The 24829-nt window shown below is 66.0% G+C and carries 17 protein-coding genes and 1 tRNA gene; 5 read left to right on the forward strand and 13 right to left on the reverse strand.

The features are described from left to right. Positions 1-564: glycine cleavage T C-terminal barrel domain-containing protein (locus DK847_RS19630; protein WP_146256200.1), on the forward strand; the 564-nt coding region annotated here is incomplete at its 5' end. Positions 565-793: 229 nt separating this feature from the next. Here DK847_RS19630 and DK847_RS19635 read toward each other — a convergent pair. From DK847_RS19635 to DK847_RS19675, 9 genes are all read right to left on the reverse strand, one after another. Next, a complete protein-coding gene (locus DK847_RS19635; protein ID WP_111200250.1) occupies positions 794-2830 on the reverse strand; it encodes an oxidoreductase in 2037 nt (678 codons plus the stop codon). Between the two features lie 30 nt (positions 2831-2860). After that, positions 2861-4828: an oxidoreductase gene (locus DK847_RS19640; RefSeq protein ID WP_111200251.1), complete on the reverse strand. Its 1968-nt coding sequence runs from the start codon at positions 4826-4828 to the stop codon at positions 2861-2863. Positions 4829-4836: 8 nt separating this feature from the next. After that, positions 4837-6354: a trimethylamine methyltransferase family protein gene (locus tag DK847_RS19645; protein ID WP_111200252.1), complete on the reverse strand. Its 1518-nt coding sequence runs from the start codon at positions 6352-6354 to the stop codon at positions 4837-4839. Positions 6355-6358: 4 nt separating this feature from the next. Continuing rightward, positions 6359-7372, reverse strand: a complete 1014-nt coding sequence (locus tag DK847_RS19650; RefSeq protein ID WP_111200253.1) for an Ldh family oxidoreductase — start codon at positions 7370-7372, stop codon at positions 6359-6361. A gap of 1 nt (position 7373) precedes the next feature. Then, entirely contained in the window at positions 7374-9452 is a 2079-nt protein-coding gene (locus tag DK847_RS19655; RefSeq protein WP_111200254.1) for a dipeptide ABC transporter ATP-binding protein, read from the reverse strand. 4 nt (positions 9453-9456) lie between these two features. Next, positions 9457-10611: an ABC transporter permease gene (locus DK847_RS19660; RefSeq protein WP_111200255.1), complete on the reverse strand. Its 1155-nt coding sequence runs from the start codon at positions 10609-10611 to the stop codon at positions 9457-9459. Then, complete coding sequence (locus DK847_RS19665; protein ID WP_193548216.1) at positions 10611-11648, reverse strand: ABC transporter permease; 1038 nt, start codon at positions 11646-11648, stop codon at positions 10611-10613. Before DK847_RS19665 ends, DK847_RS19660 begins: the two co-directional genes overlap by 1 nt. A 64-nt stretch (positions 11649-11712) precedes the next feature. Beyond that, entirely contained in the window at positions 11713-13356 is a 1644-nt protein-coding gene (locus DK847_RS19670) for an ABC transporter substrate-binding protein (RefSeq protein WP_111200256.1), read from the reverse strand. 325 nt (positions 13357-13681) lie between these two features. Continuing rightward, the gene (locus tag DK847_RS19675; protein WP_111200257.1) at positions 13682-14626 is read right to left on the reverse strand and encodes an NAD(P)-dependent oxidoreductase; all 945 of its coding nucleotides are present in this window, start codon (positions 14624-14626) and stop codon (positions 13682-13684) included. A gap of 92 nt (positions 14627-14718) precedes the next feature. On the opposite strand from DK847_RS19675, the gene DK847_RS19680 reads away from it, so the two are divergent. Then, positions 14719-15591, forward strand: a complete 873-nt coding sequence (locus DK847_RS19680; RefSeq protein WP_111200258.1) for a LysR family transcriptional regulator — start codon at positions 14719-14721, stop codon at positions 15589-15591. Positions 15592-15936: 345 nt separating this feature from the next. On the opposite strand, the gene DK847_RS19685 is transcribed toward DK847_RS19680, so the two are convergent. After that, a tRNA-Arg gene (locus DK847_RS19685) sits at positions 15937-16013 on the reverse strand. A 591-nt stretch (positions 16014-16604) separates the two neighbouring features. Here DK847_RS19685 and DK847_RS19690 point away from each other — a divergent pair. From DK847_RS19690 to DK847_RS19700, 3 genes are read left to right on the forward strand one after another with little or no spacing between them, the layout of a single operon-like run. Then, positions 16605-18557 carry an inverse autotransporter beta domain-containing protein gene (locus DK847_RS19690; protein ID WP_161957398.1) on the forward strand — a complete coding sequence of 651 codons (1953 nt, stop codon included), beginning with the start codon at positions 16605-16607 and terminating at the stop codon, positions 18555-18557. Next, the gene (locus tag DK847_RS19695; RefSeq protein WP_146256201.1) at positions 18547-19563 is read left to right on the forward strand and encodes a hypothetical protein; all 1017 of its coding nucleotides are present in this window, start codon (positions 18547-18549) and stop codon (positions 19561-19563) included. Before DK847_RS19690 ends, DK847_RS19695 begins: the two co-directional genes overlap by 11 nt. After that, positions 19553-21022 (forward strand): arabinofuranosidase catalytic domain-containing protein, encoded by a 1470-nt coding sequence (locus tag DK847_RS19700; RefSeq protein WP_161957399.1) that lies wholly within the window; start codon positions 19553-19555, stop codon positions 21020-21022. Before DK847_RS19695 ends, DK847_RS19700 begins: the two co-directional genes overlap by 11 nt. Before the next feature lie 200 nt (positions 21023-21222). On the opposite strand, the gene groL is transcribed toward DK847_RS19700, so the two are convergent. The 3 genes from groL to DK847_RS19715 all read right to left on the reverse strand — a co-directional run bounded on the left by groL (position 21223) and on the right by DK847_RS19715 (position 24791). Beyond that, positions 21223-22866: a chaperonin GroEL gene (groL, locus tag DK847_RS19705; protein WP_111200262.1), complete on the reverse strand. Its 1644-nt coding sequence runs from the start codon at positions 22864-22866 to the stop codon at positions 21223-21225. Between the two features lie 54 nt (positions 22867-22920). After that, positions 22921-23208: a co-chaperone GroES gene (groES, locus tag DK847_RS19710; RefSeq protein WP_111200263.1), complete on the reverse strand. Its 288-nt coding sequence runs from the start codon at positions 23206-23208 to the stop codon at positions 22921-22923. Between the two features lie 191 nt (positions 23209-23399). Continuing rightward, positions 23400-24791: an aminotransferase-like domain-containing protein gene (locus DK847_RS19715; RefSeq protein ID WP_111200264.1), complete on the reverse strand. Its 1392-nt coding sequence runs from the start codon at positions 24789-24791 to the stop codon at positions 23400-23402. Positions 24792-24829: the final 38 nt, after the last annotated feature.

The raw sequence follows: 24829 nt of genomic DNA on the forward strand, positions 1-24829 counted from the left end.
GGTTGGACCGGAGAAATGGGCTACGAGATCTACACTCAGGGCGAGGCGACGGACTGTTCGGAGCTCTGGGATCACTTGTTCAATGTGGGGCGGCCCCACGGCATGGTGTTTGGCTCGATCTCATCCATGGAGATGCGCCGGATCGAGGCCGGCATTCTCGACAGTGGCACAGACTTCGATCTCAGCATGACCCCCTACGAGGCAGGACTTGACGGCTTCATCGACCTCGACAAGGGTGATTTCATCGGCCGCACGGCTCTGCTTGCTGCAGACAAGGATGTGAAGCGTCTCTTCGGGCTCAAGTGTCCAGGAGGAATCCCGGGCTATCGAGAAAAGATATTCGATGGACACACTGCAGTAGGCCATGTGACGGCTGGTGCGTGGTCGCCTTATCTGAAATCCGGCATTGGCTACGTCCGCTTCTCCTCACCTGCTAACTGGGCAGGCCGCAAGCTGCTGGTAAAGAATGCGGAAGGAAAGGCGTTCGATTGTGAGATCCTTGATCTGCCCTTCTACGATCCCGAAAAGCTCATTCCCCGGGGAATCGATACTTCCCTGCCTTAAGGCAACCCCCGGACATCCTGTGAACCCGGACCCAAGGTCTAGCTCCAGAACGCCAATGCTGAAGGCCGGACGAGGAAGTCCACGGTTAATGGTTTTGTTCTGGAATGGTTGGAATTTGGCGCACCCGACGAGATGAAGATGAGAACTGGGCAATCTGGCCAAGCCTTTGATTTGTCGATAGCTGAGGAGGCCGCACAGGTCGTCTAGCTCAGACAGTGGCTTCTCTTGGCTATAAGCCGATCATAAGCCGGTATGCGTCCAGGATCGCGGCGTGGATGTTCCGGCTGGCGATGGCATCGCCGATGCGGAAGAGGCGGTAGCTGCCCTCCGGGTTGCTGGCGAATGTCTGGGCGCGACCGGTGATGAAGGACGCCACGTCGACCTCGCCACGGTTTACGGACCCCTCCTTGAGGGCGAAGTAGAGATCGTCCAGCGGTGCAGTGCCATATTCGACGATCACCTGGTCGGCCTCCTTCACCACCTCGGTCTTGCGGTAGTCGTCGGTGAACACCGCGGCGACGCGGTTGCCGCGGCGCTCCAGGCGGTCGATCTGAAGGTTCAGCGTCACCTTCACGTTGGGCGCGTTCATGGCCCGCATGTAGGCGGGGTAGTTGGTCTCGCCGATGTCGGGGGCGAGCGTCCGGTCCGGTGTCACCAGTTCCATCTCGTCCGCTCGTTCCGCCACGAATTCGGCAACCGTCATGGCCGGGTGCGATCCGTTGTTGTCGACGACGATCACCGACCGGGCAGGAGCCACGGCGCCGCTCAGGATGTCCCAGCCACCCGTCGCCAGTTCATGGCCGGTGGCAAGGATCGAAGCATCCGGGATGCCGCCGGTGGCGATGACAACGCAATCGGGGTTTTCGGCCAGCACGTCGGCGGCCTCGGCATAGCTGTTGTAACGGATGGCGACGCCGAGGCGCTCGCACTCCGCCAGGCGCCAGTCGATGATGCCGAGGATTTCGCGCCGCCGTTTCAGCGCCGCGGTCAGCAGCAGTTGGCCGCCGGCCTTTCCCGAAGCCTCGAAGACGACGACCTCATGCCCGCGCTCGGCGGCGACGCGCGCTGCCTCGAGGCCGCCCGGCCCTGCGCCGACCACCACCACTTTCCTCCTGGGACCGGCGCTCTTGGGGACCACGTGCGGCAGATGTTCCTCGCGCCCCGTGGCCGCGTTGTGGATGCAGACGGCGGAGCCGGTGTAGATCGAGTCGATGCAGTAGCCCATGCCGACGCAGGGGCGGATGCGTGCCTCCTCGCCGGCCATGATCTTCCGCGTGATGTGAGGGTCCGCCATGTGGGGTCTGGTCATCGCCACCATGTCAAGCTTGCCGCTCTCGATCGCGTAGCGCGCGGTGGGGACGTCCTGGATGCGGGCGGCGTGGAAGGTGGGGAGCTTGACGTCGTTGCGGATCTCGCCCGCGAAATCGAGGTGCGGCGCGGACACTGTTCCCATGTTGGGGATGACGCGACTCAGCCCCTCGTTGGTGGCCACGCGGCCACGGATGACGCTGATGTAGTCGATGGCACCATCCTCCTTAAGCCGGCGCGCGAAGGCGATCCCATCGTTCTTCTCGAAGCCCCGCTGCCACTGCTCGTCGCAGACCATGCGCACGCCGAGCACGATGTCGGTGCCGACACGGGTCCGGATGGCAGCGATCACCTCGCGCAGGAAGCGAAGGCGGTTGTCGATCGAGCCACCATACTCATCCGTCCGCCTGTTGGTGCCGGGCGACAGGAAATGCGCCACGAGGTGCGAGGCGCATTCGAGCTCGATGCCGTCGAGCCCGGCCTGCTTCACCTTCTCTGCGGCATCGGCATAGGCCTTGTAGATGCGTGCGAAATCCCAGTCTTCCATGGCCTTGGGGAAGGCGCGGTGCACGGGCTCGGGCTGCGAGCTTGGCGCGATCATCGGCAGCCAGTCCGCCTTGTTCCAGTTGGTGCGCGCACCCATGTGGGTCATCTGGATCATCACCGCCGCGCCATGGCCGTGCACGTCGTCCGCCAGCTCGGCCAGCCAGCGCACGCATTCATCCTTGTGCAGCTGGATGTTGCCGAAGGCCTGCGGGCTGTCGATGGCGATCACCGAGGAGCCGCCGATCATGGTCATGGCCAGTCCACCCTTTGCCTTCTCACTGTGATAGAGGCGATAGCGCGTCTTGGGCAGGCCGTCCTCGGTGTAGGAGGGCTCATGCGCCGTCGACATCATGCGGTTGCGCAGGGTGAGGTGCTTCAGCTGGTAGGTCTGCAGCAGCGGATCATGCGACATCGGCGCGGCTCCTTTGATGCACGTCCGGGCTCACAGGCTCATGGCCAGCTTGCGGCCCTCGTAGATTGCCATGGCGGCATTGCGGGCCGCCACGGCATCGCCGATCATCGGCGCACCGAGCGTGTCGCCCAGCTCATGCTCGGCGACATTGGTAGAGGCCACGACGAGCGTGTCGGCGGCAATGCGTTCTGGCGCGCCCCCGAAGGACTGGATGGTCGCGCCGTCACCATGCCACTCGCGCACCACGCTGTCGGTGCGCAGTGTCACGCCGAGCTCGCGCAGCCGGGCGCGCAGCTCGATGTCGGCGGCGGTGCGTGCCATTTCTGCCATGACGGCGGCAGCAGGGGTGACGACGGTCACCTGGTGTCCGGCCTCGGCCAGCGTCAGCGCCACACCGCCGCCCTTCCAGTTGGCGGTCTCGTCAAGCACCAGGACGCGCTTGCCGGGACGCGCGATGCGCGCCATCACGTCTTCCGCGCTGGCCACGTTGCCGCGCTCGATGCCGGGCAGTTGGTCATGCTCGGGCATGGCGCGCTGGAAGGCCTTGCCGTCCGGCATGGAGCCGGTGGCAACGATGATCTCGTCGGCGCCGAAGGCCTTCGCCTCCTCGGCGTCGAGCGGGGTATTGAGCAGCACTTTCACCTGCAGCTTCGCCAGCTGGCGCTCGAACCAGTCGAGATAGTCGATGATCTGGTGGCGGCGCGGCGTGAGGCCGGCGAGGCGGAACTGGCCGCCCAGCTTGTCGGAAGCTTCCGCCAGCGTAACCTGGTGGCCGCGCTCGGCGGCGACGCGCGCCGCCTCGAGGCCGGCGACGCCACCGCCCACCACCAGAACCTTTTTCGGCTTGGCAGCCGGCGTGAAACGGTCGCCTCCCCATTCGAACTCGCGCCCGGCGCTGGGGTTGATGAGACAGGAGATCCAGTAGTCGCGGTAGCGCCGCCCCCAGCACATCTGGTTGCAGGAGAGGCAGGGGCGCACATCCTCGGGCCGGCCTTCCTTGGCCTTGTTGGCAAGGTGCGGATCGGCGATCTGGCCACGCACGATCGACACCATGTCGGCCTGGCCGGAGGCTACCACGTAATTGGCGTTCTCCGGTGTGCGCACATGCGATTCGCACTGGACCCTGGCGTGTTTCACCACCTGTCTCAGCGCCTCGGCATGGGGCGCTCCCAGCTTGTCGGCATAGAACACATGCGGAATGATGCCGGTGAAATTGAAGTAACTGCCGGTGCCGCAGGTGACATAGTCCATCAGCTGGCGCTCGTCGTGCCATGCGATCACCTCCTGCAACTGCTCGATGGTTTGCGATACCTTGCTGGTCGGGTCCATGTTCACGGCAAGGCCGATGATGAAATCCTCGCCGGCCATCTTGCGTATGCGTTCCATGATGGTACGCGAGAAGCGCATGCGGTTCTCGAAGCTGCCGCCCCACCTGTCGTCGCGGCGGTTGTTGAAGGGCAGCCAGAACTGGTCGATGATGGCGTTGTAGGCAGCGAACAGTTCGATGCCGTCGAAGCCCGCCTCCTTGGCGCGGCGTGCCGCCTGCACGAAGCTTTCGATGATCTCCTCGATCTCGGCCTCGGTCATGGCGTGGCTGCCGTCGGAGTCATGGAAGGAGGGCAGGCCCGAGGGCGACCAGCTGGGCTGGTAGCTGTTGTCGAAGTCGCCGTGCTGGCCGACATGATAGAGCTGGTTGCAGATCACCGCGCCATGGGCATGCACCGCATCGGTGATCTTGCGGAAGTGCGGGATCACCTCATCGGTCGAATGGCGGAAGTTGCCACGGGTCAGCACCGCGGTGCGGTGCACCGGCACCGGCTCCACGACGATCATGCCCACACCGCCGCGGGCGCGCTCCTCGTAATAGCCGCGGTGGCGTTCTCCGGGCAGGCCGTCGACCGACATGTTGGCGGTGTGCGAGCCGAAGACGATGCGGTTCCGCAGCGTCTTGTGGCGGAGCTGCAGGGGCTGGAACAGGGCGGGGAACTGGTTCGACATGGCTTTCCTCAATCGAGTGGGGCGCCGCCCTGTTCGGTCCGCCGCGCTACGAAGGCGTCGAGTGCCTCAACGGTGGACGGATCGATGTCAGGTTCGGCATAGTGGTTCAGCGCCTCCTGCCAGATGGCGGTGGCGCGTTCGGCGGCGGACTTGCCGCCGGCCTCGAGCCACGCGCCGTAATTCTGCGTGGCGGAGACCAGTGGGCGGTAGAAGGCGGTCTCGAAGGTCGAGATGGTGCGCGGCGTGCCGAAGAAATGCCCGCCGGGGCCGACCTCGGCAATCTCCGTCAGCGCCAGCGTGTCCGCGTCGATGCGCGGCGGCACCAGCGTCTGGGCGAGGCTCTGCACGATCTCGCAGTCGAGCACGAACTTCTCGTAGGATGTGCACAGCCCACCCTCGACCCAACCCGCCGCGTGCATGAGCAGATGCGCGCCGGCGGCAGCAGCGGCGAAGCAGGCGTTGGCCGATTCATAGCCGCTGGCAAAATCCGGGATATTGGCGGAGCTGAAGTTGGACGAGCGCATCGGCATCCTGTAGCGCCGCGCCATCTGCCCGCCGATCAGAGTGCACCGCTGCATGTCGGCGAGGCCGTAGGCGGGTGCCCCCGTCTTCATGTCGACGTTCATTGCGGCGCAGCCATAGAGCACCGGCGCCCCCGGCCTGACCAGCTGCGACAGCACCACACCGAACAGCACCTCCGCGGTATTGAGCGCCATGGCGCCGGCGATGGTCGCCGGTGTCGAGGCCCCGGCCATGATGAAGGGCGTGAGCAGCACCGGTTGGCCGTGGCGGGCCATGTCCATGACGCCCACCGTCATCGGCACGTCATAGGTGAGGGGGGTGTTGGTGTTGATGATCGAGAACACCCCCGGACGGTCGCCGAACTCCTCCAGCGTCTCGCCGCGGGCGATGGCGCACATGGTGAGCACGTCCTCGATGCGCTGCCGGCTCTGGCAGAAGACGTAGGGAACCTTGTCGGTCAGTGTCAGCATGGCGCGGGTCGCGGCGAGGTGGCGGAAGCGCACCTCGACGTCCAGCGGTTCCACCGGCCAGCCGTTCATCTGCACGATGTTGAAGGCCTGTGTGAGCTTGAGGAGCTCGCCGAGATCGGCAAGGCTTCCCGAGCGTCGCCCGCGCACCAGGTCGGTGCAGTTGGGAGGGCCCAGCACGGCAGCGGTTGTGAGGTGCCGCCCGCCCAGCCGCACGGCCCGTTCCGGGTTGCGCGGCGTGAGCCTGATCTCGGCGCGAACGGTCTTCAGGGCCTCCTCGACAATGTCGCGACCGATGCGGATGCGCTGGTCTGCCTCGTCGACGGACGCACCCGCGTGGGCGAGGAGCGCGCGCGCCTCGCCGAAGGCGCAGCGCACGCCCACGGTCTCCAGCAGCTGCAGGGCCGCCCGGTGGATCGCCTCCACCTCGTCCTCCGAGATCAGTGGCGTGGGCGGCAGGGGATTGACGAGCTGCTGCCACGGCATCTGCACGATGTCGGCGGCGCGGCGGCGGCGATGTGGCTTGTCGGGCCGCATGGCATCAGGCGAAGGAGACGAGGCGGTCGAACAGCGCCCGGGAGATGGGCAGGCCCTCCTTGGTCAGGCGCCTCTGCATCTCCGTGCGGCGCGCATTGGGGAGCCTGGCGCCCTGCTGTGCGGTGATGGACTTGGCGAGAGCCGCGACCTGCTTGTGGAAGGCGCCGCCGGAGAACATGTCCGGTGCGAGCGCGATGAAGAACTGGCCGCAGCCGATGGGCTTGCCGTCATTGTCCTGGAAGGAGCCCATTTCCGGTCCCCGCAGGGCGCCGGCGAGCGCTGCACACATCACCTCGACGATCAGCCCCTGGCCGAAGCCCTTGTAGCCCCCGGAGGGCGCCATGGAGCCGGCGAGTCCCTTTACGGGATCGGCTGTTGGCTGGCCTTCGGCGTCCAGCGCCCAGCCCAGCGGAATGGTGCGGCCTTCCTCGGAGGCACGCTTCACCGACGTCCAGGTGACCGCGGACGCGGACTGGTCGATGAGGAAGGCGATTTCCCCCTTCTTCCTGGCCGGCACGGCGAAGGACAGCGGATTGGTGCCGATCACCGGCGTCCGCCCGCCGACCGGTGCGATCGCCGGCATGGCATTGGTGAAGCCATAGGCGACGAGCCCGTGCTTGGCCAGGAAGCCCGTGTGATAGCCCAGCGTTGCGGCATTGTAGGAGTTGTGCACGGCCATGCCGGCGATGCCATATTTCTTCGCCGCCGGGATGAGCCTTTCGAATCCCTTCTCGATGGCCGGATGGGCGAAGCCGTTGCGGGCGTCGACACGGAAGGCGACGGGAGAGAGCTTCTTTACCCGGGCGCGCACCTTGCCGTCGACCTTGCCGCTCAGCAGGTGCTCGCAATAATACTGCAGCCAGTAGAAACCATGGCCTTCGAGGCCGGAGAGCTCGGTGTCGAGGATGGCCTCTGTGAAGTAGGAGGCATTGCGCGGCGAGGTGCCGGCACCGGTCAAGGCATCGTGGATGAGCTTGCGCGCCGCCTTCGGGGAAAGTCTCAGCTGGTCGTCGCCCATGTCACGCCGTCTCCGCCGATGCCGCGACGATCACCGGCCCCATCGCGTCGAGGATCTCCTGTGCCAGATGGCAGCGGATCTGGTGGCCGGCGGCCAAGTCCCGCAACGGGGGCAGTTCGGTTTCGCAAAGGGTTCCCGGCACCTGGTTCTTCCGCGGGCAGCGCGTCTGGAAGGGGCAGCCAGGTGGTGGGTTGGTGGCGGAAGGAATGTCGCCCTCCAGCACCACGCGCCGCTTGGTGTAGCGCGGGTCGGCGATGGGGATGGCCGAGAGCAGCGCCTCCGTATAGGGGTGGTAGGGCGGCTCGAAGATCTGGTCCGTCGTGCCTTGTTCGACGATGTAACCCAAGTACATCACCACCACGCGGTCCGAGAGGTAGCGCACGATCGACAGGTCGTGACTGATGAACACCATGGTAGTGCGGGAGCTCCGCTGGATGTCCATGAGGAGTTCGGTGACGGCGGCCTGAACCGAGACGTCCAGCGCCGACATCGGCTCGTCGGCGATGACAACGCGCGGGTGGCCGGCGAAGGCGCGGGCAACACCGATCCTCTGCTTCTGGCCGCCCGACAGCTGGCGTGGCATGCGCCGCTCGAAGGCCCGCGGCAGCTTGACGAGGTCGAGCAGCTCCAGCATGCGCTGGCGGCGCTCTTCGGTGGTCTTGCCGACGCCGAACATCTCGAGCGTGCGCATGATCTGCGAGCCCACGGTATGCGAGGGATTCAGCGTATCGAAGGGGTTCTGGAATACCATCTGGATGGAGGCGACGGTCGCGGTGTCGCGCTGCTCGACGCCGGTTTTCTCGATCTCCTGCCCGGCCAGCATCACCTTGCCGCCCGATGCCGTCTCGAGGCCGAGCAGCACCTTGGCAAGGGTCGACTTTCCGCAGCCGGACTCGCCGACGATCGCTACCGTTTCCGCGGCGCGCGCGGTGAAGCTGATGTCCTCGTTTGCCTTAACGGTGCGTCGCTCGCCGCGACCGAAAATCTCGTTGGCACTCACCTGGTAGTGCTTCTGCAAGTGGTCGATCTCCAGCACCGGCTCGCCTGCCGTCACGGCGGCCTGCACGGCGCGGCGTTCCGGTGCGGCAGACCAGTCGATCTCGGCGATGCGCAGGCAACGGCTTTCGTGGCGCGTCGAGGGGTTCACGTCCAGCATCGGAATATCGGCGGCGTCGCAGCGACCTTTCTCGAAGTGGCTGCAGCGCGGTCCGAAGTTGCAGCCCTGCGGCCGCTCATGCGGCAGCGGCAGCTGGCCGGGGATCGAGACCAGCGGGTTCTCGAACTTGTTGGTGCCGGGCAGCGCGATCGAGCGGAACAGGCCCTGCGTGTAGGGATGGCGCATGTGCTGGAACACGTCCGTCACCGCACCGGTCTCCACCGCTTCGCCGGAATACATGACCGTGATGCGGTCGCAAGTCTCGCGGATGAGGCCCAGGTTGTGCGAGACGAAGATCATCGACGTGCCGAAGCGGTGGCCAAGGTCCTTGACGAGGTCGACGATGCCGGCCTCCACCGTCACGTCGAGCGCCGTCGTCGGCTCGTCGAGCAGCAGCAGGGCGGGCTTCGAAAGGAGCGCCATGGCGATGACGATGCGTTGCTGCTGGCCGCCCGACAGCTGATGCGGATAGGCGTTGAGGATGCGTTCGGGGTCCGGCAGTTTCACCGCCTTCACCATGTCGAGGGCGCGGGCGCGCGCTTCCTGCTTCGACACCTTCTCGTGCACGATCGGCACTTCCATCAGCAGCTCGGCGATGCGCATGGTGGGGTTCAGGCTGGCCATCGGCTCCTGGTAGACCATGGCGATCTGCGAGCCGCGGATCTGGCGCAGTTCATCGGTGCTCATCTCCGCCATGTCCCGGCCGCGGAACTTGATGGTGCCCCTGGTGATGCGGCCAACGCCCGGCAGGTCGCGCATGATGGCGAGCGAAACGGTGGACTTGCCGCAGCCGGACTCACCCACCAGTCCCATGCTTTCGCCGGGCATCACCTTCATCGAGAAGTCCATCACCGCGGGGATCTCGCCGATCTTGGTGAAGAAGGAGATGTGGAGGTTGCTGATCTCGAGGATGGGCTCGGTCATCTGGTCAATCCCGCAGCGATTGTTCGCGGAGCGCATCCGCGAGCAGGTTGAGGCCAAGGACGAAGGACATGAGCGCGACGGCGGGCACCAGCGCCGGCCAGACATAGAGGCGGAGGAACTGGCTGCCGTCCTTGATGGCGGTGCCCCAGTCGGGGCTTTCCGACGCCATGCCGAGGCCGAAGAAGCCAAGCGTCCCGAGCAGGATGGTGGTGTAGCCGATGCGCAGGCAGGTATCGACGATCAGCGGCCCGCGCGCATTGGGCAGGATCTCCCACAGCATGATGTACCAGGGCCGCTCGCCCCGGGTGAGGGCGGCGTTGATGTACTCACGGGTCTTGATGTCCATGGTGAGGCCCCGAACGATGCGGAACACGCCGGGGCTCGAGGCGAAGGCGACGGCGACGAAGATGTTGAGCTCGTTCGGCTCGATGTGGACGATGCCGAGCGGATCGGCATCGAAGACGAGCCCGGCATAGAGCCAGCCGCCGATGAGCGCGGTGATGCCGAGCAGCAGGATGAGCATGTTCTTCTGCTTGCTGTAGCCGGTGTAGAAGAGCGCCACGAAGAACAGGATGGGGAAGATGAAGAAAAAGCCCGCCATCACATAGGGCACGGCCGTCTCCATGATGCCCGGCGTGACGAGGAGATAGAACAGGAGGATCACCGGGAAGGCGAGGACGAGGTTGGAGATGAAGGACAGGAAGGCATCGATCCTGCCGCCGTAGAAGCCGGCGGGCAGGCCGAGCAGCGAGCCCACCATCAGCGAGATCGCGGTCGCCGCGGGAGCGATCGCCAACACGATGCGGCTGCCATAGACCATGCGGCTGAACACGTCGCGCGCCAGCTTGTCGCCGCCGAAGTAAAAGGGGATGCCCGAAACCTTCTCGATGCTGCCGGGCAGCGCATGCTTCATGACGGCAATCTGCTCGAGCGGCCCGAAGGGGGCGACCAGCGGTGCGAGCAGCGCGGTGAAGATCCAGAAGCCGCAGATCGTGACCCCGGCGAAACCGACCCCGGAATTGATGACGTGGCCATAGAGGCCGAGCTTGCGGCGGTAGAGGAAGGACAGCGTGAGCAGCACGCCGAGCGCCAGCCAGACCGGCCAGAAACGAGCGATGACGCCAAGGATGATGCCGAGAACGCCCACATTCTGCAGCATCAGCTGATCCTGATCCGGGGGTTGAGCCAGGCATAGCCGATGTCCGAGATCAGCTGGGTCGCGAGCACGAGGGTGACGGAGACGAGGCCGCAGGCCAGCAGCAGGTCGATGTCGTTGTTCGATGCAGCGCTCACCAGCAGGAAGCCGAATCCCTGGTAGCGGAAGATGGCCTCGACCACCACGACGCCGGTCAGGAGCCAGGGAAGCTGCAGCATGATGACCGTGAAGGGCGCGATCAGCGCATTGCGCAGCGCATGCTTCATGACCACCTGTCCGAAGCTCAGGCCCTTGAGGCGCGCCGTGCGGATGTATTGTGACGACATCACCTCCGCCATCGAAGCCCGTGTCATGCGCGCGATATAGCCCACCCCGTAGATCGCCAGCGTCATCACCGGCAGGGTGAAATTGTAGAATGAGATGCCCTCGGACGTCGCCGTGGCGGCCGAACCGTTCAGCACCTTGAGCCAGCTGGCGAAAATCACGGTGAAGATGATGCCGGAGACGTATTCGGGCGTCGCGGTCGAGGTGATGGACAGGATCGACAGTCCGCGATCGAGCCGCGAGCCTTCCCGCATGCCGGCGAGCACACCGATGAGGAGGGCGGTGGGCACCATGGTGATCATCACCCAGAACATCAGGATCCCGGTGGCGACCAGCGCACTCGGCAGCTTGTCCTGAACCTTGACCTTGAAGGCCGTGGAGCAACCGAAGTTTCCTTGCAGCACGCCGTTGTAGGCTGGCACCGAGGGTTCATCGCAATAGCGGAAACGCGGCACGATGGTATGGGTCTCCGGATCCATGACCGGCTGCTGCTGCACCACGCCGATCCAGCGGCCGTAGCGGATGAAAAAGTTGTCGCGGTAGCCGTTGCGCTCGAGCCAGTTGTCGAGTTCCTGCTGGCTGGCGCGCGTCTGGGTCTGGAAGATCGCGAGTTTCTTGAGGTTGGGCTCGAGGTTGGCGAAGTAGAAGACGACGAGAGACAGCACGAACATGGTGAGTGCCATGACGCCCAGCCGCCGCAACAGGAACTTCAGCATCGAGACTCCGCCCGCTCGGGGGTGAATGGAGGCGTGAGGCCGGGAAGCCTCACGCCCTGACGTGTTACTTGTCGAGCCAGACCTGGTCGATCTGGATTTCGAAGGTCGGGTGAATCTCGAAGTTCTTCACGTAAGGCTTGGTGTGACGGTAGAGCGAGCGCCAGAAGGGCTGAACGATGATGCCCGAGTCCTGCAGCGTCATCTCGATGTCCTTCATCATCTCCTTGCGCTTGCCGGCGTCGGCCACGGCCAGTGCGGCGTTGAGCTTCTTGTCGAACTCAGGGTCCGAATAACCCGACTCGTTCCAGGCCTCGCCGCTGCGGTAGGCGAGGGCAAGGACCTGCACGCCCAGCGGACGCATGTTCCACTCGGTCGTCGACCACGGATACTTGGTCCAGTCATTCCAGAAGCTCGAACCCGGAATGACGGTACGCTTCACGTTGATGCCGGCTTCGCGGCACTGCTCCGCGATGACATCGGCCGGGTTCTTCACGTAGTCGGACTCATAGGAGATGAGCTCGAGTTCCTTGTCGAGGCCCGCTTCCTTGACCAGTGCTTTCGCCTTCTCGACGTCGCGCTTGATCGGCGGCAGGGCATAATATTCCGGGTGGATCGGGCAGACGTGGAAGTTCTCGCCCACCGTGCCGGCATTGTTGTAGCCCAGCTGCAGGATGACGTTGTTGTCGGTCGCCAGCTGGATGGCGTTGCGGATGCGCTTGTCGTCGAACGGCTTCTCGGTGACGTGGGTGCGGATGACGATGGTATTGGCCGTTACCGCCTCTGATTTCACCAGGTCCATGCCGTCGAGCAGGGCGACAGTTTCACCGGTGGTCTGGTAGTCGGCGTCGATCTCGCCCGACTCCAGCGCGGACACGGTGGCGTTTTGCTCCGCGCCGTAGTCGATGAAGTCGCAGCCGTCGAGGTTGACGTCGCCGCCCCACCAGGTGAAGTCCTTGCGCTTCCGGACCGAGGCCTGCTTGCCGACCTGGTAGTCCGTCACCTCGTAGGGGCCGGTACCGGGCGTCTTAAGCATGTCGGGGTTCTTGTCCCAGTCGCGATGGACGATCATCGCCGGATAGTCGCAGAAGCCGGGGATGATGGTGATGTCGGAAGCATTGAGCTTCAGCTTGATGGTATGGTCGTCGACCTTGGTAACGGCACCATCGGCCAGTTTCTCTGTCTTCGGATCGATCATGGTGCCGATACGACCCGCCATCGAGTTGCCCTCGGCCTTCTTGTCGGCCCAGCGCGTCAGGTTGAAGATCACGTCATCGGCCGTGAAGTCGTCACCGTTCGACCACTTCACGCCTGGCCGCACGTGCAGCACGTATTCAGTGGCATCGTCGTTGACATCCCACTTTTCGATCAGCTGCCCGGTGAAGGTGCCTTCGCGGGTGTAGCGGGCAAGATATTCATTGGCCTGGCGCGTGACATTGGCCATTTCCGACCAGTCGTAGGTGCGCGGGTCCTTCTGCTCCTTGATGATCATCTGCATCTTGAGGATGCCGCCCTTCTTGGGCGTGTCGTCGGCGCGCGCCGGTGTCGGCAGCGTCAGACCGATCATGCTGTAGGCGGTGGCGGCCGAGGCGCCGAACACCGAGGCCATGGCCAGAAACTCGCGGCGGCTGAAGCGGCCTGCCTTGGTGTCCTCGGCCAAGCCCTCGATCACCGGCGGAAGCGGCTGACCGTTCTTCTTGAAGAATTTCATCTCAGTTTCCTCTCCTGGACATTTGATCTTGCTGTGGTGCCCGCCGTGTCCGGCATGTCCGGCTCATCACTTGCTGGATGATGCCGGCCGGGTGTCGGCGGCAATGATCAATCTGCCGCCGCTATGGGCAGCCGCCTTGGTCCTCCCTGGTTGGGCGCCGGGAGCTTGCGCCGTCTGAAACGGCGGTGGCTCTTCTTGCACCTGTCGAATGCTAACACGATTTATTTGCGCGGCTTGATGGAAAAATCATGCGGCCCCGCCTTGAGATAAATTCCACTCAGAGCTTCCATCCATGCTGCGCTGCAAAAATTCCCGCTAGCCAGATTTACGAGACTGACTTGCCTGCCGCCGCACCGTGCGTGACCTCCCAGGGCTTCACCCATTCGCCAGCGACGCGGAGATCGATGCCGGCATCGTCCTCGATGATGCGACAGACCGTCATTTCGCCCGCTCCGCTGCCATAGCGTTCGCCCGCCTCCCTGAAGCGGGCGTGGGTGACGGCAGTGAGCTCGTTGCGGGTTCCCACCTCGTCCATCAGTTCCTTGATGAGAGATAGATCCTTGAGACAGAGAGCGATCGGGAAGGAGGGATCGTAGTGGCCAGCGAAGATTGAGGGTACATCGTGGCTCATGACGAAGCTGTCGGCGGCGCCCCCCTTCATGACATTCCACCAGGTCAATGGATCAAGGCCCGCAAGCTTGGCCGTCACCATGGCTTCGCCGATCGCCGCGGCATGGATTTTCCAGAGCTGGTTGTTGACGAGCTTGGCGACATAGCCGTTGCCGTATTGGCCCACCTTGCGCAGCTGGCCCATGGCCTCGATTACCGGACGCACGTGCTCGACTGCGGCATCATCGCCACCGACAAACATCGGCATGTCGCCGCGGATCGCCGCATCGACCGAGCCGGTGACTGGCGCATCGACGGCGTGCCCACCCCTGGCCTCGAACTCCGCCGCCAGCGCCCGCATCAGTTTCGGGCTCGAGGTCGTCATGTCGATCCAGTACTTGCCCTTGCAGTCTGATGACAGAAAGCCGCCCGGCCCGCGCACCACCTGGTCGACCTCCTTCGGGCCGAAAACCATGGTGACGGTCACATCCGCACGGGCGAGAACGTCCGCAGGATTGGTTCCGGCACTCACGCCCGGCTCCAATTGACGCTCCACGGCCTCAGGGCGGATATCGTAGACAATCATTTCGAAGCCTGCACGCCGAACATTGCGTGCCGCATTGCTGCCCATGGTCCCGAGCCCGATGAAACCGACGATCATGCTGTGCCTCCCTGACCGTCCGATGCTGGGGCCGCGCCGCGGGCCGCCACAAGCAAATTGTCGTTATGCGCATCATAAGCTAGGCTGAAGCCATGGACCTGGAACTGCGCCTGCTCCGGAGTTTTGCCGCCATTTACGAGGCGGGTACGCTGTCGCGCGCCGCCGATCGGTTGCACTGCACACAGGCCGCCATGAGCATGCGGCTGAAACTCATTGAGACGGAAATCGGTGAAACCCTCTTTCTGCGCCGCCATCACCGGCTGGAGCCGACCTCAAGAGCTGCCGAACTCTATGCCCGGGCGGTGGGCGTGCTGGCCGCCTATGACGAGATGATGTCTGCCACCCGCAGCCAGAAACCGCGCCAGCGCTTGCGCCTCGGTGTGCCGGATGATTATGCGCTCGGCATCCTGCCGCGCGCACTCTCCCGCCTTGGGCCTGACAGCGGGTTCGAAATCGAGATCGTCTGCGATCTGAGCGCCAACCTCGCTTCCGGTGTGCAGGAACGGCAGCTGGACCTGGCGCTTGCGACGCTGGCATCCCGGCCGCCCAATTGCGTCTACGAGGCTGAACTGCCGCTTTGCTGGGTCGGAGGCCAGACCGTCCTTCCAGCGCCCTCAATGGTGATGCCGCTCGCCGCGTATCCTGAGGGATGCGTGTTTCGTCGCGCCATGATCGAGACACTCGACGCAGGGCATCGCCCTTGGTACGTCCAGACCCAAAGCCGCACCCATGCAGGCATCGTTGCTGCGTTGCGGGCTGGTCTCGCCATCTCCTCTATGGCTGCGGGCACCGCCCCCGCCGGCCTGAGCGAATGGCGCGAAGCGGAGGGACTGTCACCTCTGCCGGCGGTCCCGATCTATCTGCTCGCACATCGTCCGTCCCGTCTGGGCGAACTGCTTCAGGATGAAGTCTCCGCGCTGGCTGGTCCACAGGCATGGCGTAGCGTGGTATCCTTGAGGGACTGAGGCAATCTCGTCGGAGTGAGAGTGTGCAGGCATCGATTCACCGACCACTTGCGGCCGCTGAGCGGTGGTGCTGTTGTCTGTGCAACTGGCGAGCCGCCTCTCTCATGATACCGCTCGTCAGCACCTGCCGGCGTCCATGAGAGGAGGCCGGCTTTTCTTTGATTGCCCTGCGGCGACTTTCACTGTCTGCGTTGAGGCTGTCCTGATTTAGCTCATTGAGTACGCGTACCGTTCTGCGGTTTGCTGCAGCCTTCGTATAGACGGGTCTCGTCGTCACTGCCGTGTTTTGCCGAGCCTCGACGGCCATCGCCGCCAGCCTTGCCTGATTAGAATTTTCCTGAGATTTGGCGCGCCCGACAGGATTCGAACCCATGACCCCCAGATTCGTAGTCTGGTGCTCTATCCAGCTGAGCTACGGGCGCTGACCGGGGCAGTCTCTAGTCTGATCCTCAGCCGAATGCAAGCGCGTTTGCGGGGGCGCCAGGAGGCTTGCCGTGACCCGCCGCCGTGACGGCTAAGCCCTGAAAGCAGGATGGAATTCCGCCGTTCTGGGGCAGGCCGGCGGCGGTCTGGCGCCCAGCACCGGGCAAGCTTCGGCTGGCACAAGGGGCGATGCCCAGTCATGTTGAACCGGATTCATGTTGCTCAGGCGCGTCGCAGCGGGCGGGCTGCTGGCCCTCTCCATCCTGACGATGGCGTGTCTCGCGTCACGAGAGCATCGAACTGGGAACATGACTATCCTTGGGTCAAGATCGGCGCCGACCGGGTGCTGTGGCGCAGTGCGCGGCAATGTCGTCCGCCGGGGGGACAACATCACCGTGGTGTGGAAACAGCCGGCAGCACCGCGCGGCCGGCCCGAGCCGGGGGTGCCGGCGCGGGCCGCCTCCTCTCCGCCGCGGCCCGCACCAGCCGTTGCCTTGCCCGGCGCCGTGGCGCCGCGACATGTGCGCCAACAGGGCGCGCCGCCCCGGCTGATCCCGGCCTCCGGGCCGCCACCGGCGCAGGTGCCGGCCGTGGCTGAGGCAGCCGGCATGGGCCCGCTCGATGGCCGCATGGTCCGCCAGGCCGTTGCCGGCACCCTTCTGGGCGCGGTGGCGAACCGCCTGCGGCCGTCCCGGCTCCTCGGCGAGGATGCCGCGTCCTCGCCCCTCGGCGCCACGCTCGATGGCGCCTGGGGCCTGGGCCAGCAGGCCGCCCTGCAGGCCATCGTCGAAGGCAGGGCGCCCGGCGGGCGGCAGCTGCAGGCTGCGGCGGTGCAGGCGGCCGCCGCGGTTGCCAACCAGCAGGTGGCAGCACTTGCCGGCAGCGCCACCCGGTTCGGCCAGGACCATGCCATTCCCTTCCTGCGCAACCTCGAGGTGGAGGCCGGATGGTCCCCCGGCCGGCGCGCCATGCTGCGCGCGCAGACGGTCGATGCCCTGTTCCAGTCGGCCGCCCTCGATCACACCCTCTTCCTCGAAGCGGCGGTGAACAGCGACATCGCCGAAACCACCCTCAATGCCGGGCTGGGCTACCGCTACCAGCGGCCGGGCAGCGACTGGATGTTCGGCGTCAATGCCTTCTATGACCGCGCCTGGCCCATCGGCCACCAGCGCATGAGCCTGGGGCTCGAGGCCTCGACCAGCACCTTCACGCTGTTTGCCAACCGCTACCTGGCGCTCAGCGGCTGGACCGGAAGCGACCCGGGCTTCGAGGCGCGGCCGCTGTCGGGCTGGGACGCCGGCATCGCCGGCGAGCTGCCATGGAACGAGAACCTGCGGGTCGCCCTGTCGGCCTTCCGCTGGGAGCGCCGGACGGAGCAGGACAGCACGGGCCTGAAGCTGATGCTGGATTATGACCTCGGCGCCGGCATCATGCTCGGCGGCACCTTCGCCGCCGACGACACGGGCGCCGCCGCGGCCGCCCTTCGCCTCACCTACCAGTTCGGCGCCGCGGCCTTCGATGGCGGGGCTGCCGAGGACAGCGCCCGGCGCGACCGCCGCCTGGCCTTCGTCAACCGCGACAACCTCATCCACACCGAGCGCCGCGCGGTGCCGCAGGACTATGCGGTTGCCTTCCTCGCCGGCAGCGTGACCGCGGTGAACCAGCAAAGCCTGGGCTTCGTGCTGGCGGGCGCGCCGCTCGGCGCGCGCTACAGCTATCTCGTCACCAGTTCCGGCGGCGGCGCCCCGCTCACGGGGTCGGGCCGCGTCTCCGCCGATCCGCAGCCGGTCACCGGCATCGACGTCTCGGGCCTGGCGGACGGCATCCTCACGCTCAGCCTCGGGGTCGTTTCGGGCGAGGGCGCCGCGGGGCCGCAGGTGACGGCTGAGATCACCAAGTCCACCACCGCACTCGGTGCCGACGCGACGAGCCCCGGACCCAACCCGACGAACCAGAGCCCCATTGCCTTCCGGATCCGCTTCACCGAGGCCGTGAGCGGTCTTGATGCCACGGCGCTCGCCGTGGGCAATGGCAGTTCCGCCAACCTGCGCAGCGACGACAACATCACCTGGACGCTCGACGTCACGCCCGCAGGGCAGGGCGACGTCACGCTGCAGGTACCGGCCGGGGCCACCACCGCCGCGGCGAGCGGCAAGCCCAACGAGGCCTCGAACCTGGCGAGCGTCAGCTTCGACAGCGCCGCGCCATCTGGCTATTCCGTGTCCTTCCTGCCGCTGCCGGCCAGCGCGGCGGGCTTCGCGGTCAGCGGGGCGGAGCCCGGCGCCAGCTACGCCTTCACCATCACCAGCTCCGGCGGCGGGACGCCGGTTTCCGGCAGCGGCACCATCACCTCCGCCAGCCAGCAGGTCACCGGGCTCGACCTGACGGGCCTTGGCGACGGCACGCTCACCCTCACCGTCACCCTCAGCGATGCGCTCGGCAATCCGGGCAGCCCCGCAACGGCCACCATGGCCAAGACGAATGATGCGCCGGTCATTCTCTCCGTCACAGCGCCGGCGCCGGGAGACTATGATGATCTCTAGACTGGCCCGCCTGCGCCGCGTCCCTGGCCTGCTTGCCATGCTCTACGTGATGAGCACCGCCGCATCGGCGGCGACGCTGGATTTCACGCTCACCACCAGCAAGCCGGTGATCGTCACCGGCACGCCGCGGCTCGCCATCGACGTGGGCGGCGTCACCCGCCATGCCGATTACACGGCGGGCTCCGGCACCACGGCACTCACCTTCAGCTATGCGGTCGGGGCAGGGGATTTCGATGCCAACGGCATCAGCCTGGTGCCGCCGCTCGATCTCAATGGCGGCAGCCTGACGGATGCGTCGGGCAATGCCGTCGGCAGCCTCGCCTTCACGGCACCCGACACGTCCGGCATCCGCATCCAGACCTATACGGCCGCCTTCGACACCGCGACGGTCACCAGCGCCAACGCCGCTGCGCTGTCCTTCCGCATCGCCAAGGCGCCGCCGGGCGGCAGCTACAGCTACAGCATCACCTCGAGTGGCGGGGCGGGCACCGTCACCGGATCCGGCACGATCAGCGCCAGCCCGCAGGTGGTGAGCGGTGTCGACGTCACCAGCCTTGCCGTCGGCACGCTCACGCTGTCGGTCACCGTGTCCACTGCGGCGGGCGGCACCGGTGCAGCACGCCAGGCCACCGCGGCCTTCGACAATGTGGCGCCGTCGGGATATTCCGCCGCCTTCCTCACCAGCCCCGTCACGTCGCTGAACAGTTCCGCCGCCGGCTTCGAGCTGACAGGCGGCGAGATCGGCGCCAGCTACAGCTACGCGATCGGCAGCTCCGGCGGCGGCGTGCCGGTGACCGGCAGCGGCACGGTGAGTGCCGACCCGCAGCAGATCACCGGGCTCGACCTCTCAGGCCTGGGCGATGGCACGCTCACTCTCTCGGTGACACTCACCGACACTGTGGGCAATGCCGGCGCCGCGGCCACCGCAACCGCCCTCAAGGATACGGCATCTCCCACCATCGTCTCCGTCACGCCGCCAGCGGCCGGCACCTATGATGATCTCTGAGCATCGCCCGGTGTGGCGTGTCGCGCTGCGCCGCCAGTGCGCATGGCTTGCCGCCATGCTCGCCCTTCCCGCCGGCCCGGCCGCCGCCGCGACGCTGGCCTTCACCGTGACGGCGAGCGAGTCCGTGGTCGTCACCGGCACGCCGCGCATCGCCATCGACGTGGGGGGCGTCACCCGCCATGCCACCTATGCGGCGGGTTCGGGCGGTACGGCGCTCACCTTCAGCTACGCGGTGCAGGCGGGCGATTTCGATGGCAATGGCATCACCCTCGTGTCGCCGATCGATCTCGCGGGCGGCAGCATCGCCGACCAGGTGGGAAACCCCGCCAACCCGCTTACCTTCACCCTGCCGGACACGTCGGCCCTCAAGGTCCAGACCTATACGGCCGCTTTCACCACCGGTACGATCACGGCGGCCAATGCCAGCGCGGTGGGTTTCACCATCGCCAAGGCGCCCACCGGTGCCAGCTTCACCTACGCCATCACCTCGAGTGGCGGCGCGGGCAGTGTCAGCGGCTCAGGCACCATCTCGGGTGCTGCGCACGCCGTCACGGGGCTCGATGTCTCCGCATTGCCGGCCGGCACGCTCACGCTCTCCGTCACCGTGTCCACCGCTGCTGGCGGCACCGGCGCGGCGCGCACCGCCACCGCGGCAACGAGTTTCACCGGCGTGCTCGACGCCCTTCCGGCATCTGCCGCCGCCTTTGCTTTGCGGCGGCTGTCGGGCGGCTATTCCGGCCCGCTGCTTCGCGTGCGCCGCGCCTCCGACAACACCGAGCAGACCATCCCCGCCACCATCGCCGGCAGCCTCGACACCGCCACGCTCGGCACCTTCTGCAGCGGCACCTCGTGCTTCGTGTCGACCCTCTACGACCAGAGTGGCAACAGCCGCGATGCCGTGCAGGCCACCACCACGGCGCAGCCGCGCCTCTTCGCCGGCGGTGCAACGGAAACGGAAGGCGGCAAGCCCGCGCTGCGCTTCACCGCCGCCGGTCTCTCGCTCGTCGCACCCGCCATCACCGGCCAGACCATTCAGGCCACCATCAACGCCGTCGCCCGGTCGACGGACACCTCGATCAGTCGCCATATCCTCGGCGACCGGACGGCGGGCGGCGGCCGCCTCATCCGCGCCGTGGCGGGCGGCGCCAGTTTCACCGTGGCCAATGTCAATGCCGGCGCCCTGACGGTTACAGGCGTGACGACGCAGCAACGCATCGTCACCATGCTCTCCGGCCCGGGGTCCACGATCTCGGGCGTGCTGGACGGCGTAGTCACGGCATCGGGGCCCTCCGGCTTCGTGGGGTCCGGCGCTCCCTTTGCCATCGGCGGGCAGAACAGCGCGGGCGACTGGATCGGCACCATCTCCGAGGCGGTGTTCTTCAATTCAAGCCTGTCCAGTGCCAACCGCCTCGTGCTCGAGCGCAACCAGGGCGCCCATTACGGCATCAGCGTACCTTAGAAGTCATCTGCTCACGGACTGTCCATGTTTTCATCTTCGCCGGGTTAGACCCGGCGATCTTTTCCGGGACCCGAAGAGGATGCCCGGGTCAAGCCTGGGCAGGATGACGGGAGTGAAAAGGGCCAAGAGGCTCGCACCAACGAAAAACCCCGGGATTTCTCCCGGGGTTCTGTGTTTCAGCCTGTGGCTGAGCGTCGGACTTAGAAGTCCATGCCACCCATGCCGCCGCCCATGCCGCCCGGCGGCATGCCCGCGGGGGCCTTGTCCTTGGGCTTCTCGGCGATCATCGCTTCCGTGGTGATGAGGAGCGACGACACCGAGGCGGCGTCCTGCAGCGCGATGCGCACGACCTTGGCCGGGTCGATGATGCCCTTGGCCACCATGTCGCCGTACTCTTCGTTCTGCGCGTCGAAGCCGAAGTTGCCTTCCTTCTCCAGCACCTTGCCGACGACGATCGAGCCTTCGACGCCCGCGTTCTCGGAGATCTGGCGGATCGGGGCTTCGAGAGCCTTCGACACGATGTTGATGCCGGCCTGGATGTCGGCGTTCGACGACTTCAGGGCAGCGACCGCCTTCTTGGCGCGCAGCAGCGCGATGCCGCCGCCGGGGACGATGCCTTCTTCCACCGCAGCGCGGGTGGCGTTCAGCGCGTCGTCAACGCGGTCCTTGCGCTCCTTGACTTCCACTTCGGTGGCGCCGCCGACCTTGATGACGGCAACACCGCCCGCAAGCTTGGCGAGACGCTCCTGCAGCTTCTCGCGGTCGTAGTCCGAGGTGGTCTCCTCGATCTGCGCCTTGATCTGGGCGCAACGGCCCTGGATGTCGGCCTTCTTGCCGGCACCGTCGACGATCGTGGTGTTCTCCTTCTCGATCTTCACGCGCTTGGCGCGGCCGAGCATGTCGAGCGTCACGTTCTCGAGCTTGATGCCGAGGTCTTCCGAGATCACCTGGCCGCCCGTCAGGACAGCGATGTCCTCAAGCATGGCCTTGCGGCGGTCACCGAAGCCCGGAGCCTTGACGGCCGCGACCTTGAGGCCGCCACGCAGCTTGTTGACGACGAGGGTGGCAAGGGCTTCGCCCTCGATGTCCTCGGCGATGATGAGCAGCGGCTTCGAGGTCTGCACGACAGCCTCGAGGACGGGGAGCATCGACTGCAGCGAGGAGAGCTTCTTCTCGTGCAGCAGGATGTAGGCCTCGTCGAGCTCGGCGATCATCTTGTCGGCGTTGGTGATGAAGTAGGGCGAGAGATAGCCGCGGTCGAACTGCATGCCTTCGACGACGTCGAGCTCGGTGTCGGCGGTCTTGGCTTCCTCGACGGTGATCACACCCTCGTTGCCGACCTTCTGCATCGCCTCGGCGATCATGTCGCCGATGGCCTTCTCGCCATTGGCCGAGATGGTGCCGACCTGGGCGACTTCAGCCGTGCCCTTGATCTTCTTGGCGCGCTTCTTGATGTCCTCGATGGCGACAGCGACAGCCATGTCGACGCCGCGCTTCAGGTCCATCGGGTTCATGCCGGCGGCCACGTTCTTGGCACCCTCGCGGACGATCGCCTGGGTGAGGACGGTGGCGGTGGTGGTGCCGTCGCCGGCGAGGTCGTTGGTCTTGGAAGCGACCTCACGGACCATCTGGGCGCCCATGTTCTCGAACTTGTCCTCGAGCTCGATCTCCTTCGCGACGGTCACGCCGTCCTTGGTGGTGCGCGGAGCGCCGAAGGACTTGTCGATCACCACGTTGCGGCCCTTGGGACCGAGCGTCACCTTCACCGCGTTGGCGAGAATGTCGACGCCGCGCAGCATGCGCTCACGGGCATCGGCGGCAAAACGGACTTCTTTGGCAGCCATGTCTGTTCCTCGTACTTAACTGATTGATTACTGGGCGGAAAAGGGCTTCGTGGCTTAGCCGACGATGCCCATGATGTCGGATTCCTTCATGATCAGGTACTCGGTACCGTCGATCTTGACTTCCGTGCCCGACCACTTGCCGAAGAGGACGCGGTCGCCCTTCTTCACGTCGAGGGCAACGATCTTGCCGGACTCGTCACGCGCACCCGGACCCACGGCGATGATCTCGCCCTGCATCGGCTTCTCCTGCGCGGTCTCCGGAATGATGATGCCGCCCTTGGTCTTGGTGTCTTCGTCGACGCGCTTGACAACCACGCGGTCGTGCAGAGGACGGAATTTCATGTCGGCTAACTCCTCGTCATATTTACATTATTTGAGGTTTTGAACCGCCCTCTCCCTCGGGAGGGCAGCCCTGTTAGCACTCAAGAGTCTCGAGTGCTAACAGCTGGCAGAGGAGATATGGCGGGGAGAGGGTTCCGTCAAGAGGTCCGCCCGGCCCAAGGTTAAATTTCGCACTCAGGGGCGAAATCGTGTCAGGCGACCGGCCGCAGCCGCTCGCCGGGGTCCTCGTCGACGAGGCCGTCGATGATCCGCAGCGCCCGCGAGAGTTCCTCGCGCGAGGCCGCGCCCGAGAAGCACACCCGCACGGCCCGGTCGTCCGACCGCCGGTCGATGGCGAAGGCGGTGCCCGGGGTCACCTTCACCCCCCGGTCCTGGGTGGCGCGGGCGAATTCGCCCGGTTCCCACTGGTCGGGCAGCCTCAGCCACAGGAAGGGCGAACCCGGCGCACACAGCAGGGTGCGGCTGCGGAAGGCCTCCAGCGCCAGGGCGCGCCTCGCGGCATTCTCGGCGATGATGGCGGTGAGGATGCGCGAGGCCGTGTCGGACTCGATCCAGTGCCGCACCACTTCCGCCGCCAGCCCCACCGAGCGGCCGCCGGTCACCGTCTGCTGGCGCACCAGTGAATCCTCCCGCCCCTCGGGGCCCACCATGAAACCGACCCGCAGGCCGGGGGCCAGCGTCTTGGACACGCTGGTGAGGTGATAGGTCCGCTCCGGTGCCAGGCTGAACAGGCTCGGCGGCTGCAGGCGCGGATCGAGCAGGCGGAACAGGTCGTCCTCGATGATGGTCATGCTGCTGCGCCGGGCGATGTCGACGATGGCCTGCCGCCGCCCCAGGTCGAGGCTGGCCGAGGTCGGGCTCTGCAGCGTGGGCACGATGTAGAGAAGCCGGGCCTCGCCATTGCGCGCGGCCCGGTCGAGGGCCTCCGGCACCAGCCCGCCGTCATCCATCTCGATGGGCACGAGCGTCACACCGAGGTGCCGGGCGATGCCCTTGATGGTGGGGTAGTTCAGGCTCTCGACGAACATCCGGTCGCCCGGCTGGGTGATGGAGGAAAGCACCGCGATGATCGCCGCCTGGGCGCCGGCCGTCACCACCACGCGGCCCTGGTCGACCGTGATGCCGCTGCGCGCCAGCCATGAGGCGCCCATCCGGCGATGCAGGGGGTAGCCCTCGGGTGGGGGATATTGCAGCAGGTCCAGCCGCCCGGCGGATTGCGTCACCTGCTCGAGCGTGCGGTCGAGTGCTGCGGCCTCGGTCACCGGCGGCGCGGTGGCAAGCGACAGGTCGATCAGCCCGCCGGATTCGCGCCGCAGCGGCGTGAAGGGGGCGGCGGCGGGGGAAGGCGCCTTCAGATAGCTGCCACGGCCCACCTCGCCCGACAGCAGCCCCATCTTCTCTGCCTCGGCATAGGCCCTGGTCACCGTACCGGTGGTGACGCCCAGCCGATAGGCAAGCTCGCGTTGCGGCGGCAGCCGGTCACCCGGCCTGAGGCGGCCATTGTGGGCATCCTCGCGGATTGCCTCGGCGATTTCGATGTAAAGCGGACGCGCGCGGCGAAGCTGGGGCAACCAAATTGTCATCAGGACAATGTTTCACTTGTGCAGGATTGTATCGATAC

Source organism: Aestuariivirga litoralis, assembly GCF_003234965.1.
GTDB classification, from domain to species: domain Bacteria; phylum Pseudomonadota; class Alphaproteobacteria; order Rhizobiales; family Aestuariivirgaceae; genus Aestuariivirga; species Aestuariivirga litoralis.

Excerpts from the sequence above, each read along its gene's own strand:
- DK847_RS19660 (WP_111200255.1), bottom strand. The coding sequence starts at position 10,611 with ATGCTGCAGAATGTGGGCGTTCTCGGCATCATCCTTGGCGTCATCGCT.
- DK847_RS19695 (WP_146256201.1), top strand. The coding sequence starts at position 18,547 with ATGATCTCTAGACTGGCCCGCCTGCGCCGCGTCCCTGGCCTGCTTGCC.
- DK847_RS19655 (WP_111200254.1), bottom strand. The coding sequence starts at position 9,452 with ATGACCGAGCCCATCCTCGAGATCAGCAACCTCCACATCTCCTTCTTC.
- DK847_RS19650 (WP_111200253.1), bottom strand. The coding sequence starts at position 7,372 with ATGGGCGACGACCAGCTGAGACTTTCCCCGAAGGCGGCGCGCAAGCTC.
- groES (WP_111200263.1), bottom strand. The coding sequence starts at position 23,208 with ATGAAATTCCGTCCTCTGCACGACCGCGTGGTTGTCAAGCGCGTCGAC.
- DK847_RS19680 (WP_111200258.1), top strand. The coding sequence starts at position 14,719 with ATGGACCTGGAACTGCGCCTGCTCCGGAGTTTTGCCGCCATTTACGAG.
- DK847_RS19640 (WP_111200251.1), bottom strand. The coding sequence starts at position 4,828 with ATGTCGAACCAGTTCCCCGCCCTGTTCCAGCCCCTGCAGCTCCGCCAC.
- DK847_RS19715 (WP_111200264.1), bottom strand. The coding sequence starts at position 24,791 with ATGACAATTTGGTTGCCCCAGCTTCGCCGCGCGCGTCCGCTTTACATC.
- DK847_RS19645 (WP_111200252.1), bottom strand. The coding sequence starts at position 6,354 with ATGCGGCCCGACAAGCCACATCGCCGCCGCCGCGCCGCCGACATCGTG.
- DK847_RS19670 (WP_111200256.1), bottom strand. The coding sequence starts at position 13,356 with ATGAAATTCTTCAAGAAGAACGGTCAGCCGCTTCCGCCGGTGATCGAG.
- DK847_RS19665 (WP_193548216.1), bottom strand. The coding sequence starts at position 11,648 with ATGCTGAAGTTCCTGTTGCGGCGGCTGGGCGTCATGGCACTCACCATG.
- groL (WP_111200262.1), bottom strand. The coding sequence starts at position 22,866 with ATGGCTGCCAAAGAAGTCCGTTTTGCCGCCGATGCCCGTGAGCGCATG.
- DK847_RS19675 (WP_111200257.1), bottom strand. The coding sequence starts at position 14,626 with ATGATCGTCGGTTTCATCGGGCTCGGGACCATGGGCAGCAATGCGGCA.
- DK847_RS19700 (WP_161957399.1), top strand. The coding sequence starts at position 19,553 with ATGATCTCTGAGCATCGCCCGGTGTGGCGTGTCGCGCTGCGCCGCCAG.
- DK847_RS19635 (WP_111200250.1), bottom strand. The coding sequence starts at position 2,830 with ATGTCGCATGATCCGCTGCTGCAGACCTACCAGCTGAAGCACCTCACC.